General features: G+C 68.1%; 13 protein-coding genes. 8 read left to right on the forward strand and 5 right to left on the reverse strand.

Annotation, left to right across the window (positions count from 1 at the left end; genetic code table 11):
• Positions 1-277: 277 nt before the first annotated feature.
• Positions 278-856 carry a hypothetical protein gene (locus ACRDNQ_RS01945; protein ID WP_431826940.1) on the forward strand — a complete coding sequence of 193 codons (579 nt, stop codon included), beginning with the start codon at positions 278-280 and terminating at the stop codon, positions 854-856.
• Positions 857-1,104: 248 nt separating this feature from the next.
• On the opposite strand, the gene ACRDNQ_RS01950 is transcribed toward ACRDNQ_RS01945, so the two are convergent.
• From ACRDNQ_RS01950 to ACRDNQ_RS01965, 4 genes are all read right to left on the reverse strand, one after another.
• On the reverse strand, positions 1,105-2,175 hold the full coding sequence (locus tag ACRDNQ_RS01950; RefSeq protein ID WP_431826941.1) for a flavin monoamine oxidase family protein: 1,071 nt from the start codon (positions 2,173-2,175) through the stop codon (positions 1,105-1,107).
• Positions 2,176-2,277: 102 nt separating this feature from the next.
• Positions 2,278-3,030, reverse strand: coding sequence for an SDR family NAD(P)-dependent oxidoreductase (locus tag ACRDNQ_RS01955; protein WP_431826942.1), 753 nt, complete (start codon positions 3,028-3,030; stop codon positions 2,278-2,280).
• Between the two features lie 281 nt (positions 3,031-3,311).
• Positions 3,312-4,712 (reverse strand): amidase family protein, encoded by a 1,401-nt coding sequence (locus tag ACRDNQ_RS01960; RefSeq protein WP_431826943.1) that lies wholly within the window; start codon positions 4,710-4,712, stop codon positions 3,312-3,314.
• 434 nt (positions 4,713-5,146) lie between these two features.
• A complete protein-coding gene (locus ACRDNQ_RS01965; RefSeq protein WP_431826944.1) occupies positions 5,147-5,635 on the reverse strand; it encodes a cytochrome b in 489 nt (162 codons plus the stop codon).
• Between the two features lie 94 nt (positions 5,636-5,729).
• Here ACRDNQ_RS01965 and ACRDNQ_RS01970 point away from each other — a divergent pair, with 94 nt between their 5' ends.
• Genes ACRDNQ_RS01970 through ACRDNQ_RS01990 form a run of 5 tightly spaced genes read left to right on the forward strand, consistent with a single transcriptional unit; the run spans position 5,730 to position 9,879 of the window.
• Entirely contained in the window at positions 5,730-6,326 is a 597-nt protein-coding gene (locus ACRDNQ_RS01970; protein WP_431826945.1) for a TetR/AcrR family transcriptional regulator, read from the forward strand.
• On the forward strand, positions 6,323-6,703 hold the full coding sequence (locus ACRDNQ_RS01975; RefSeq protein WP_431826946.1) for a hypothetical protein: 381 nt from the start codon (positions 6,323-6,325) through the stop codon (positions 6,701-6,703). The genes ACRDNQ_RS01970 and ACRDNQ_RS01975 overlap by 4 nt, the downstream gene beginning before the upstream one ends.
• Positions 6,700-7,926: an HlyD family efflux transporter periplasmic adaptor subunit gene (locus tag ACRDNQ_RS01980; RefSeq protein ID WP_431826947.1), complete on the forward strand. Its 1,227-nt coding sequence runs from the start codon at positions 6,700-6,702 to the stop codon at positions 7,924-7,926. Before ACRDNQ_RS01975 ends, ACRDNQ_RS01980 begins: the two co-directional genes overlap by 4 nt.
• Positions 7,923-9,095, forward strand: coding sequence for an FtsX-like permease family protein (locus ACRDNQ_RS01985; RefSeq protein WP_431826948.1), 1,173 nt, complete (start codon positions 7,923-7,925; stop codon positions 9,093-9,095). The genes ACRDNQ_RS01980 and ACRDNQ_RS01985 overlap by 4 nt, the downstream gene beginning before the upstream one ends.
• Before the next feature lie 10 nt (positions 9,096-9,105).
• The gene (locus ACRDNQ_RS01990; protein WP_431826949.1) at positions 9,106-9,879 is read left to right on the forward strand and encodes an ATP-binding cassette domain-containing protein; all 774 of its coding nucleotides are present in this window, start codon (positions 9,106-9,108) and stop codon (positions 9,877-9,879) included.
• 56 nt (positions 9,880-9,935) lie between these two features.
• Here the strand turns inward: ACRDNQ_RS01990 and ACRDNQ_RS01995 are convergent, their stop codons facing one another.
• Complete coding sequence (locus tag ACRDNQ_RS01995) at positions 9,936-10,601, reverse strand: ArsR/SmtB family transcription factor (RefSeq protein ID WP_431826950.1); 666 nt, start codon at positions 10,599-10,601, stop codon at positions 9,936-9,938.
• Between the two features lie 73 nt (positions 10,602-10,674).
• On the opposite strand from ACRDNQ_RS01995, the gene ACRDNQ_RS02000 reads away from it, so the two are divergent.
• Together ACRDNQ_RS02000 and ACRDNQ_RS02005 are read left to right on the forward strand one after the other, a co-directional pair.
• Positions 10,675-11,529: a sterol desaturase family protein gene (locus ACRDNQ_RS02000; protein WP_431826951.1), complete on the forward strand. Its 855-nt coding sequence runs from the start codon at positions 10,675-10,677 to the stop codon at positions 11,527-11,529.
• Positions 11,526-12,830: an MFS transporter gene (locus ACRDNQ_RS02005; RefSeq protein ID WP_431826952.1), complete on the forward strand. Its 1,305-nt coding sequence runs from the start codon at positions 11,526-11,528 to the stop codon at positions 12,828-12,830. The genes ACRDNQ_RS02000 and ACRDNQ_RS02005 overlap by 4 nt, the downstream gene beginning before the upstream one ends.
• Positions 12,831-12,993: the final 163 nt, after the last annotated feature.

The raw sequence follows: 12,993 nt of genomic DNA on the forward strand, positions 1-12,993 counted from the left end.
GGTCGGGGCGGCGACGCATATCCGTAGGGAAGCGTAATCCCAGTTCCTCGAGACCGAGCGGCGGGAGCGGAACTCCTGTGATCCCCATGCCGCGGTATCACGGCATGCCTCGGGCAAACCGGGCGTCACACTGAGCGAAGTCAATCTGCTCAGCCGGTGCGATGCCATAGAGGTAATTGAGGCGTCGAACGGCGCCGGCCAGGATTCATGGAACCATGGACGAACCGGGGCGGAAGCCCTTGTTTCGCCCCTCGTGGCTCAGAGCGGAGATCAGACTATGGCGGACAATGCGGTGAAAGAAGGAAACACAACCGTCATCAACGTCCCCGAAGCGGTTGGCGTCTTCGACAGTCTCGAAGCCCAGCAGGCCGCATTCTACGATCTGCGTGCGGTGGGCTTTCATCACTCCGACATCAGCCTGCTTGGCAGCGAGAAGGCCATCGAGCAGAAACTCGGCAAGGCCTACTGGCGCGCCCGCGACCTCGAAGATGACCCGAAGGCACCGAGAGCGCATTTCGTCTCCGAAGAGGCCATGGGAGAACTCGAGGGCGCCATCGCCGGCGGCTTCTTCTTCGTGGGGTCCTTCATCGCGATGGCCGCGATGCTGACGCCCGCAAGCACGCTCGCGGCCTCCATCGCGGCCATTGCGATCGGCGGCAGCCCGGGTGCCGTGCTCGGCACCCTTCTGGCGCGAAGGGCTGGGCAGCACCACAAGGATTACTACGCCGAGCAGATCCGGCACGGCGGGATCCTGATGTGGGTGCGTTGCCGGGACAAGGAGCGCGAAGAGCTCGCGGTCAGGATCCTCAAGGGCCACTCCGGTCGCGACGTTCATGTGCACGGCTGGAGCGAATGAGGATGGCGGGCGACGGTAGCGGCTGACCACTCCGCCCGATATCGTGCGCTGACCCTCTCGGATCCGGCTCCCCCTGTCTTCAGGCTCCGGCCGTCGCAATCTGACCATTATGTCGAACAGGGTCGGGCGGCGCCACGGATGGCGGCCGGCCGCACCACTGCCTCCTGCACATCGCGGCCGCTCGGGCAAGAGGGAAGCCCTCCTTGTGCGGACCGAGGAGCCGGGCACCTTCCGCCGGAGCAGGGCTTTCAGCGTGCAGGCCGGTTTCTTCGCGCCCCGAGTACAAGACCCAGGACACGGTCGGCCGAAGCGAGGGCGCCCTCCATCAGGCCACCCATGTCGGACGCCGTTTCGGTCGAAGCAAAATGCAGCCGGCCCTCCCAGGTCCCCACAAGCGCCGCAGGCAGTCCGTATGCCGGGTGTCCGGCCGGCGCTGCGGCGTCCGCCTCGGTTGCCGTTTCGGGCTGGATGGCCCAGTCCGCGAAATCCGTCGTCACCGGGGCTGCAGCCTCCGGCCCGAAGATCCGGGCCAGTTGCTGAAGCGCGGCGGCCCTCAGGTCATCTTCCCGCCCTCGGCGCTGTGGCGCGGGCACCCCGAGAAAGCCGAACAGCGCTGCCGGCGCGCCATCCGGTCCCGACGCATCGTGGATTTCGGCAAGCGGTCCCCGGCGGCTCATCGCGTCCCCCGACAATCCGTCTCTGCGCCAGAAGGGGGCGTCATAGACCGCGACGAACTTCGCATGCCCTGCCATCCAGGTCGGGATCGCCGCAAGGTGCCTCGCTGTGTCCGTCTCCAGCGCCGGCCGAAACCGGAGCGTCGCCGCGATGCGCGGTGGCAGGGCGAGGACCACCTGCCGGGCCTCGCACCACCGGTCACCGTCGATCAGAAGCCGGCCGTCCTGCGCGATCTCCGTCACCCCTGAAGACAGGTGCAGCCGTTCTTGCGGCAGTCGCGCGCCAAGCCCCCTGATGATGCTCTCCATCCCGCCCTCGAGGCGAAACGATCCCTCCATCGACGCGAAGCCCATGCCGCGATGGACGATGCCGCGTTCATCCTCGAAGCAGATGTCGCCATCCGCGTGCTGGGGAAAGGCCCGAAGCCCGAGATCCTCGATCAGTCTCGCGATGCGAGGCTGCCCGGGCCAGAACCACGAAGGTCCGAGATCGACGGCGCCCGCCGGCGTGGCGAGCGCCGCGATCCGGCCCCCCAGCCTCGGACGGGCTTCGAAGAGCTGAAAGTCCACTCCGGCCTGATGAAGGCCGTCGGCGAGGGCGAGCCCCGACAATCCGCCGCCAACGATCGCGATTTCGGTCTTCATCCCGTCAGCCCCGTGTTTCCATGATGCACAAGACCTGATGCCGCGCGCAAAGCATCCCAATCGGGTATCGACGGCGCCGGGATGCAGCCACGGCCGGTGCGCCTATATCGACCCCGCCTCCACCATGTAGTTGTTGGCCGTGCACATCGCCGCGTCGTCCGAAGAGAGGAAGAGGACCATGCGCGCCACGTAGACGGGCTCGATCAGGTCCGGCAGACACTGCCGGGCCCGATGTCTCTCAAGCGCCTCGGGCGAGGCCCAGAGGGTCTTCTGCCGCTCGGTCATGATCCAGCCGGGGACCACCGTGTTGACGCGGATCCGATGGGCGCCCAGTTCCCGCGCCATGGTGCGGGTGAGGCCATGGACCGCAGACTTGGCGGTGGCATAGGCGGGGAAGCCGCCCCCTGCCTCCCACCATGAATTCGAGCCGATGTTGACGATGGCTCCACCGCCTGCGTCGATCATGCCCGGTGCCACCGTCTGGATCGCGAAGAACATGTGGCGCAGGTTGGTCGCCATCCGTTCATCCCAATACTCAGGGGTCACCTCGCGCCAGTCGTGGCGGTCGTCCCGCGCGGCGTTGTTGACCAGCACGTCTGTCGGACCCATCCGGGACCTGAGCGTGCCAAGTGCGCCCCGCAGGGCGCCGATGTCCCGAAGATCGCACGGTTCAAAGTCGACGGCACCGTCAAGTTCCGCCACAAGCGCGTTGCTTGCATCGAGATCACGGTCGAGGAAACCGACACGGGCGCCCTGCGCGGCGAAGGCCTTGACGATCTCGGCACCAATGCCCGACGCGCCGCCGGTAACGATGACCCTGCGGTCCTTGAGGCTGGGATAGATGGCGAATGACATCGTGCTGCTCCTGTCGGAATGGCGGGCGGACTTGTCCGTTCGGTCGATGGAGTGGATTGAGGACAGGAGAAGTCCCGCCCTGTCGCAGCTCTGCTAACGCTGGCGGGCACCACAGGGTAGTGTCCTTGCCGTCGAGGGAAGCCCTCAATGGCCGCTCCTGACAACGCAAGCGCGGCCCGAACGGTCTCGGATCGGGGCGGGCAAAGATCGGAGATGCAGTCCCGAGGACCGGGAATGCGACCGGCATCGCTTTCGGATTGCAGTCCCGCCCACGACCGTCCTCAACTCCGGTTCGGATCGGAAACTCCAATCGGGCTGCCGGCCTTCTCGATATCGCGGCCTGCGGCGAGCAGGATATCTTCCCGAAAGCGAGGGCCGATGAGCTGGACGCCAACGGGACGGCCGTTCGCCCCGCCTGTCGCCACGGAGAGAGCCGGCACGCCAATCGCCGGGATTGCCCTCTGGGTGAGCTGCGCCTCGAAGACCCGGGAAAAGGCCGCCTCCGAACTGACGTCAAGTTGCTGGTCGAACGGCAATTCGCCGGAAACGGGACACAGGACAACCGGATAATCGCGCAGGAAAAGTTCCCACTGGCGGACAAGCCCGGCGCGCATCTGGAGCGCCTCCATCAGGGACCGGAATCCGACTTGTCCCGCCTCCTCGGACATCCGCGCGAACACAAACTGCGAATCCGCCTCTCCTTCGCGCGCCAGCAACTCGCTTGCGCCGAACTGCATCTCGGCCATCCAGAGGCACGCATTGACAGCCGCCGCGCGCCGCATCGGCGGACAGTCGACCTCCTCCACCGTCCAACCGGCGTCCCGCAGGCGGTCCGCTCCGTCCAGCAGGGCCGCGCGCACGTCCTCGGTGACATCCATGCCATCAGGGGCGAGCGCAAGCGCGGCCCGCTTCGGGAAATCGGCGCTGCCCGCGGCCACGGGAACATACCAGGGGTCTCTGACGTCGGGCGCAGAAATAGCGGTAAGCGCAATGTCGAGATCCTGAATGCTGCGTGCAATCGGGCCTGAGACGGCCATGAGCTGCGCGCCGATGAAGCGGTCCGGTCCGCTGGAATTGTAAGCGGGGACCCGGCCCGGTGTCGGGCGCAGGCCATGCAGGCCGCAGGCATAGGCCGGATACCGGATGGACCCCGCGATATCCGTGCCATGCGCGATGGCGCAGATGCCCGCAGCGACAGCCGCGGCAGCTCCGCCTGACGAGCCACCGGGCGTGATCTCCCTGTTTCTCGGGTTCAGGGTCTGCCCGTGAAGGTCGTTCTTCGTGAACCAGCGCAGCGACAAGGCCGGTGTATTCGTCCGTCCGACGATGATGCCGCCGGCCTTTCGGATGTTCGCCACCACGGGGCTGTCCTCGGTGGCGACGAGCGCCGCCTGAAGCCGCAGGCCGTTCGTCGTGGCATGGCCCTTCTGATCGACGTTCACCTTGATCGTCACAGGCACGCCGGAGAGAGGTCCCGGGTCCTCGCCACGGGCGAGCGCCGCATCTACTTGCCGCGCGGTATCAAGAGCCTCGTCGGGAAATTCCTGCACAACGGCGTTGATCGCCGGGTTCACTCTGGCGAGCTGGTCGAGATGGGCCTCCGTTACGTCGACCGCAGAGAGGCGCTTGGCACGGACCTCCGTCGCGATCCGGCTTGCGGTCAACTCCCAGATCTCCGGCATGCATGCCCCTCCTCCATGCGAAATTTCCTTTCGAGGTTGGCAGGACAGTGGAGCAATGTCGACGGTGTCGGCAGCGCGGCGGGACCTCCGCGCTCGGGTGGTCAGCAGGCAGCATTGCCTTCATCAGATGTGTCCAGGACACCGAGTTCAACCAGATCGTTCGGCAGCAGCGGACGCCATTGGATCGTGACTGCGGCTTTGCCGACTTCGGAGACATCTGACCGAAATGATCGCATGACTGGGTTCGGTGCATACCGACCGCTTGGACGATGGCAGGCTTCCTCCTCGCGGCATGGACGCGACCGACATGACCGGCCCTTGGCGGTCATCCCTTCCGCGCGCAGCGAGTGACCGCTTCTCGGGCCAGGAAGCAGGATTCGACAGAGCCGATCTGGCTTCGTTGGTGTTCGGGAATGGGACTTCGCCTTCCCCTCTCACCCCTCGGCGCGGCGCATGCGGGCGATGAGGCCGTCCTTCAGCACGAACTGGTGCCAGAGCGCCCCGGCCACATGCAGCGCGACGAGCGCGAGGAGGGCGATCTTCAGGAGGCTGTGGCCCTGCGCGGCGGCCTCGACGCCGCCGAACCAGGCGACGGACCCGCTGACCGGCATCAGGATCATCAGGGCGTAAAGACCCAGATGCGTGAGTGTCGCGAGCATCCGCTGGACCGCGCTTTCGCCCACGATCGCGGGCGCGCCGCGCTGCCTGCGGATCGCAAGCCGCCAGAGCGCGAAGAGGAGGACGAGCCCGCCGCCCGCGACATGCGCCAGCACCAGCGGGTCGAAGGCGGTCTCGAGCCCGTCGCCGAACGCCTCCCACGCGGCGGACATCGCGTCCTTGAACAGGTACTGCTGCAGGATCAGGAGCGCGGCAATCCAGTGCAGCGCGATCTGCGTGCGGGTGTATCCGGCGGGGGTGGTCATGATGCGTCCTTCTAAACTGGCGACTCGACTTTGAATGCCAAGAAGCATATATTAGTATTTAATCACTAACAAGAGGATGACGATGCCACCCCGCATGCCCGCCGAGGACCGCAAGGCCGAGATCGTCGCGGCACTCCTGCACTTGGCCGACCGGATCGGTCCGGACCGGCTCACCACCACCGACATCGCGCGCGCGGTCGGCGTGACGCAGGCCGCGATCTTCCGGCACTTCCCAACCAAGGCCGATCTCTGGTCAAGGGTGGGCGAGGTGATCGCCGGCCGGTTGGAGGGGGCCTGGCAGGCGGCCCTGACCGGACATGCGGCCGAGGCGGATCGGCTCCGGGCGCTCGTCGCGGCCCAGCTGAACCAGATCGAACGATGCCCGGCCTTGCCGGTGATCCTGCACTCGCGCGAACTGAACGCGGACAATGCGGCGCTGCGCGAGCGGTTTCGGGGGCTGCTGGCGCAGTATCAGGCGCATCTCGCCGGCTGTCTCGAGGGCATGTCGGCGGACGGTGAGATCGCCGGTCATGTCGCGCCCCGGGACGCGGCGCTGATCCTCGTCGCGCTGGTCCAGGGCACCGCCATCCGCTGGAGCCTCGGCGCGCGGAGCTTCCCGCTCGAGACCGAGGGGCTCCGGCTTCTCGACGTCCAGTTGGCACTGTTTGCAGGCAGGGAGGGACCCAGATGACGGGACAACGGATTGCAGGTGGTCTGGCGGTGGCCTTCGGGCTGCTTACGGTGGTGTCCGGCGGGACGGCGCTGTTCGGGGCCGTCGACATGGGCGCGGTGGTGCCCTTCGTGCTGTGGTTCAACTTCGTTGCGGGTCTTGCCTATATCGTGGGCGGCATCCTCCTGTGGCGGGGCCACCCCCTGGCCCTGCCCGTGGCGCTCGCGATCCTTGTCGCGACGGCGGCCGTGTTCGCGGCCTTCCTCTGGCGTGTCGCCGCGGGTGGCGCCTTCGAGATGCGCACGCTCGGCGCCATGACGCTGCGCACCGCCTTCTGGGCCGCCATGGCCTGGGTGGCGTGGCGGGGACGCGGCGGCAGAGCGGAGGGACGAGGATGACCGACACGCCCGAGAGGGACCTGCCGCTCGATCTCGGCGTCGATCTTGCCGATGGCCCGCCCCTGCGCGCGCGCCGCCGGTTTCGGAGACGCTACCTGCTCGTCCTCCTGATCCCGCTGTTCATGTTCACGGGGGCCGTTCTCGGCCTCTATTTTCAGCCGCCCGGTCTGCAGAAGTTCTACCAGCTGACTGGCTTGCAGCCGGGCGGAGGAGCGGACTCGCCAATCGCGCTGCCGCCCGATATCGAACTGCCGCAGCAGATGGCTGAAACGCTGCTCCCCACCGACGTCGTGGGGCTTGCCCGGCTCATGCCGCGTGGGGATGTCTCGATCGTGGCCGCGCCCTACGGGGCGGGCGATGCGCGGGTGGCCGAAATCCTGGTCGCGATCGGGGACCGGGTCGACCGGGGAGCGATTCTGGCCCGGCTGGACAACCGCCAGGCGCTGGGCGGCGCGGTTCTTCTGGCCGAGGCGAACCTTGCGGTGCGGGAGGCCACGCTCTTGCAGACGCGCGCCGCCGTGGAGGCGAGCCGCGCCGAGGCGCAGGCCGGGCTCGATCAGGTCCGGGCGAGCGAGAGGGAGGCAAGGGCCTCGCTCCAGCGCGCCGAGGAACTGTTCGAGCGCGGTGTTGCGACCAGCGCGGTGCTGGATGCCGCGCGTAACGCGGCCGAGAATGCCGCGCAGGCGGTCACGCGGGCCGAGGCGACGCTGGCGCGGTTCGCCGCTGTGGCGCTCGACGAACAGCCCGATGTCGTGGTCGCCTCCCGCAACGTGGAGGCGGCGGAAGCCGACCTCGCGCGCGCCCGCCTGGATCTGTCCCGGGCCGAGGTCGTGGCGCCCATTGCGGGGACGATCCTCGACATTCGCGCAACGCCCGGGCAGCGCCCGCCCGTGGACGGCATCATGGACATGGGGGACACCCGCCAGATGATGGCCGAGGTCGAGATTTGGCAGGATCGGATCGCCGCCGTCGCGGCGGGTCAACCGGTCGAACTGATCGCCCTTGCCCTGCCGCGCCCCTTGCGCGGGCGGGTCGAGAGCGTGGGGCTGACCGTCGGGCGGCAGGGGCTCATCTCGGACGATGCGGCAGCGAATGCGGATGCCCGGGTGATCCGCGTGCTCGTCGCGCTGGACGAGGCATCGTCGGGCCTTGCCGCAAGGTTCACAGGGCTGGAAGCGGTTGCCCGGATCGACACAACCGCCGCCGCGCGGTCCGGAGGATGAGCCGCCTCCTTCAGCGATTGTTCGGGCGCCTGCCGATCGGCTGGCTGCAACTGACTCACAAGCGGAGCCGCTTCGCGGCGGCCTTGGCGGGAGTTGCCTTCGCCAACGTTCTCGTCTTCGTGCAACTCGGATTGATGAACTCGATGGGGACGGCGACGCTGCGCCCCTATGCCTTCTTCGAGGCCGACATCATGATCTCGGCGGGCGACGCGAACGCGCTGGCGGAAGGCGGCAACGTGGCCCGGCAATGGATGCTTCAGGCGATGGCGGACGCGGACGTGCAGGAGGGCATGGGGCTCTTCGTCGGGAACGTGAGCTGGGACCGGGGCGGGACCGACATCGGCCTGACGACCTTCGGCATCGACCCTGCGCAGCCCGCCTTCGTCGCGGCGGAGGTCACGGCCGACCTTGCCCTCATTCAGGTCCAGAACGCGGTGATCCTCGACCGTCTGGCTCGTGGCCTGCCGCCCGAGGAGGCGGCGGCGATCCGCCCGCAGACCCCTGTCACATTCGAGGCGCAGGGACGTACTTTGACGGCGCTCGACACCTTCGCGGGCGGCGGGGGCTTCGGCGGAGATGGCTTCATGCTTGTGTCGGACCAGACTTTCCTCGGGCTCTTTCCGGAGCGCACCTCCGCTGCCCCTGATCACATCCTCCTTCGGCTTCGACCCGGCGCCGATGTCGAGGGCGCGGTCACCCGACTGCGCGGGCTGATCTCGGACCCCACGCTGCGCATCCGCAGCTACGCCGCGGCCGCGGCGGAGGATCTGCGCTACCAGCAGACGCAGCGCCCCACGGGTGTCATCTTCGGCTTCGGGGTGCTGATCGGCGTGCTGGTCGGGCTGGTGATCGTCTATCAGGTCCTGTCGGCCGACGTGGCCGATCACATGCGCGAGTATGCCACCTTCAAGGCCATGGGCTACGGCCCGCGCTTCTTCCTCGGGGTCGTCTTCGAGGAGGCGCTGATCCTCGGCGTGCTCGGGTTCGTTCCGGGGGTCGCGATCGGGACCGGCATTCTTGCGCTGATGGGCAAAGTGACGACGCTGCCGCTGACGATGTCGTGGTCCATGGCGCTCATGGTCTTCGCGGGCACGATCCTGTTCTCGGCGCTGTCCGGCGCGATCGCGACCCGCCGGCTTGCCGCGGCCGATCCGGCCGACCTGTTCTGACGGGGGCGCCATGACCGACGCACCCATCATCGCGGCGCATGGGCTGAACCACTGGTTCGGGCAAGGCGAGGCGCGCAAGCAGGCGCTGATCGGCATCGATCTGACGGTCGAGCGCGGGAGCTTCACGGTCCTGATGGGACCGTCGGGCTCCGGCAAGACCACGCTTCTGACGCTGCTCGGCTGCCTGCGGGATGTGCAGGACGGCACCGTGCGCCTGATGGGGCGGGAGCTGCGCGGTGCGAGTGAGCGGGAGCTGATCGCTCTGCGCCGTCGGCTTGGCTTCATCTTCCAGGCGCACAACCTCCATGAAAGCCTGACCGCGCTCCAGAACGTGATGATGGGGGTGCAGGTCCATCCCGGCATCCCGGACGACGTAGCGCGGCACGCGGCGATCCGCGCGCTCGGGCTCGTCGGGCTTTCGGATCGGATCGACTACCGGCCCGCGAACCTCTCCGGCGGACAGAAGCAGCGCGTGGCCGTGGCCCGCGCGCTGGTCGGCAATCCGGCGCTGGTCCTTGCCGACGAGCCGACTGCGGCCCTCGACAAGGAGAACGCGGCCGAGATCATCGACCTGCTCAAGCGCCTGGGCGCGGAGCGCGGCACGACGACGCTCCTCGTGACGCACGACAGCCGCATCATCGATCGCGCGAACCGCATCCTCACGCTCGAGGACGGGCGGATCGTCGCGGACAGGGTGGTTCCCCTGGGTGGGGCAGAGCGCGAGGAAGGGACCAGCTCCCGGACCGATGATGGGGACGTTCTGGGCGACGCTCTCGAAAAGTAGCGCCCGCCGGAGACTCGGACCGGCTATTGGCGCGAGTGACCTCGCTCTACGTCGCCTCAACCCGCGACGGTCTCGACCATGCGCCCATCCTCCCGCCATTCCGGGAGGCCGCCGTCCATGCGCCGCGCGTTCAGGCCCCGCTTTCTGAGGGCGGCGACGGCCTGATGGGCATAGATGCAGTAGGGGCCGCGGCAATAGGCGATGATCTCGGTGCCTTGGGCAAGCGTCGGGATGATCCGTTCCAGATCGGCAAGCATGGCATTGACGGCACCGGGGATGTGACCGGCGGCATATTCGTCAGCCGGCCGCAGGTCGAGGACGGTCACCGAGCCTTCTGCGAGCCGCGCGGCGAGGTCCTGGCGGCTGACGGGTTCGGGCGCGTCCTCGCTGCCGGAGAGCCCGCGGAGGATGTGTTCGACCTGCGCCAGGTTCCGTTCGGCGACGAGACGAAGGAGGTCTATGAGCGCGAGCGTCCGCGGGTCGGTGAGCCGGTAGATCACCGCTTTGCCAGCGCGGCGGTTGGTGACGAGGCCCGCCCGGCGGAGATGCTGGAGATGTTGGGAGCAGTTGGCGACCGTCAGGCCTGTCTTCGCCGCCACGCCCTCGACGGCGCGTTCGCCTTGCGCGAGCTGCTCGAGGATCACGAGCCGCGCGGGAGCGGAGAGGGCGCGGGCCACAAGCGCATATTCCTCGAGCAGGGCGGCCTTGGCGCTGGTTGACATGCGCTGCCTCCGGGGATTACGTCGTTCAAGTCATCGCTTGAGTGATAGCAGAGCCGAGGCTGCCCGCAATCCCATGTCCGATGTCCTCCTCGCCCAGGAACCGACGATCCGCCTTGCCGCCTTCCTCGGCATCCTCGCGGCGATGGTCCTGTGGGAGGTCTGGGCGCCCCGGCGGCGGCGCGAGATCCCGCGGGTCATCCGCTGGACGAACAACCTGGCACTCGTCGTCGTGGACACTGTCATCCTGCGGCTCACGTTCCCGATCCTCGCGGTCGGGCTTGCCTTCATGGCCGAGGAACGGGGCTGGGGCCTCTTCAATGTAATCGACGCGCCCCTCTGGGTCGCCGTGATCGTCTCGATGCTGCTCCTCGACCTCGCGATCTACCTCCAGCACGTGATGTTCCACGCGGTGCCGGGCCTCTGGCGGCTGCACCGGATGCACCACGCCGACCTCGACTTCGACGCGACCACGGGCCTGCGCTTCCATCCGGTCGAGATCCTGATTTCGATGGGGATCAAGCTCGCGGTCGTGGCGGCGCTCGGGCCTCCCGCCATCGCTGTCCTGCTGTTCGAGGTGATCCTGAACGGCACCGCGCTCTTCAACCACGCCAACATCGACCTGCCGCGCCCCATCGACCGGTGGCTGCGATGGATCGTCGTGACGCCCGACATGCACCGCGTCCACCACTCGGTCGATCTCCGCGAGACGAACTCGAACTACGGCTTCAACCTGCCCTGGTGGGATTGGCTCCTTGGCACCTACGTGGCGCAACCCGCCAGGGGGCATGAGGGGATGAAGATCGGGATTGAGCAGTTCCGCACGCGCCGCGACCTCTGGCTCGACCGGATGCTGGCCCAGCCGCTTCGTGGGCCGGCCTCCGGCCATGCGCTCGACCCGCGGATCACGACGAAGTCGCCCGCCGAATGACCGACCTCCGCCATGGCCTTCGCGAGAACCGGGGCCAGGTCGCGCACCAGCTGATTCAGGTGATGCTGGTGGGCTTCGCCATCGGGATGACCCGCACGGTCGTTCCGGCGCTGGCGGATGCCGAGTTCGGGGTCGCGCGCGGCTCCTTCCTGCTCCTTGCCTCCTTCGTCGTGGCCTTCGGTGCCGTGAAGGCGGTGATGAACTTCGTGGCCGGTCGCTGGTCCGAGCGGATCGGACGCAAGCGTGTACTTCTCTGGGGCTGGGTCGTGGCGCTGCCGATCCCAGTGATGATCTGGTATGCGCCGGACTGGAACTGGATCGTGGGCGCGACCGTGCTTCTGGGCGTCAACCAGGGGCTCTGCTGGTCGATGACCCAGACCGCGAAGCTCGACCTCACCCGCGCGGACGAACGTGGGCTGACGATGGGACTGAACGAGTTCGCAGGCTACGTGGGCGTGGCGCTCGCCGGCGTCCTCACGGCTTACGCGGCCGAATGGCTGGGCGCGCGCATGGGGCTTCTCGTCTTCGGCATGACGGTCGTCGTCACCGCGCTCGTCCTGACCTTGATCTGGGTGCAGGACACGCTGCCCTGGGCCAAGGCCGAAAGCGCCGCGCACAAGGCGGCGCCGCCGAAGAACCCGCCGCGCTATCCGCGTGACGTCCCGGAGCACCCCACGACGGCCGAGGTCTTCGCGCTGATGAGCTGGCGCGACCGGCGCCTCTTCGCGATCTCCCAGGCGGGGCTCGTCGAGAAGTTCGTCGACGCGCTCGTCTGGGCGCTATTCCCCGTGTTCCTCGTGACGCGAGGCGCGAGCCTGACCGAGGTCGGCTGGATCGTCGGCACCTACGGCTTCGTCTGGGGCGGCGCGCAACTTTTTACCGGGCGGCTCTCGGACCGAGTGGGCCGGTTCTGGCCCAACGTGCTCGGCATGTGGATCTGCGGCGCGGGCGTGGCCTTGATGGTGCTGGGATCGGGCACGCTCTGGTGGTCACTATCAGCGGGCGTCGCGGGCTTCGGGATGGCGCTTCTTTACCCGAACCTCGGAGCGGCGGTGGCCGACATCACGCCGCCCGCGTGGCGCGGCTCGGCCATCGGCATCTACCGCTTCTGGCGCGACCTCGGCTACGCCATCGGCGCGCTCGGCCTCGGCCTCGCCGCCAGCCTGACGGGCGCGGCGGAGGCGGCCTTCTGGTTCGTCGCGATCTCGATGTTCGTCTCGGGCGGCGTGCTCTGGTGGCTCGGCGAGGAAACCCATCCGCGGCTGAATCCGGCCGGAGCGGCGGAAGCAGCCGGTTCCTGACCGGCCGACCGGGTCCGTCCCACCAAGAGGCGACGCGGGCGGGCAACAGCCCGCCGCCTGACGTGGAACCCATGCCGAGTCGCGCCTGAAGCCTGGAGTTGGAGGCGGGGCACGTCTTCGCCCCGTCGGGCCGGGCGAAGGCCGCAGGCGTGCGCCTGCGAGA

It is taken from the genome of Saliniferula longa (assembly GCF_050789285.1).
Taxonomy (GTDB): domain Bacteria; phylum Pseudomonadota; class Alphaproteobacteria; order Rhodobacterales; family Rhodobacteraceae; genus CAVPWP01.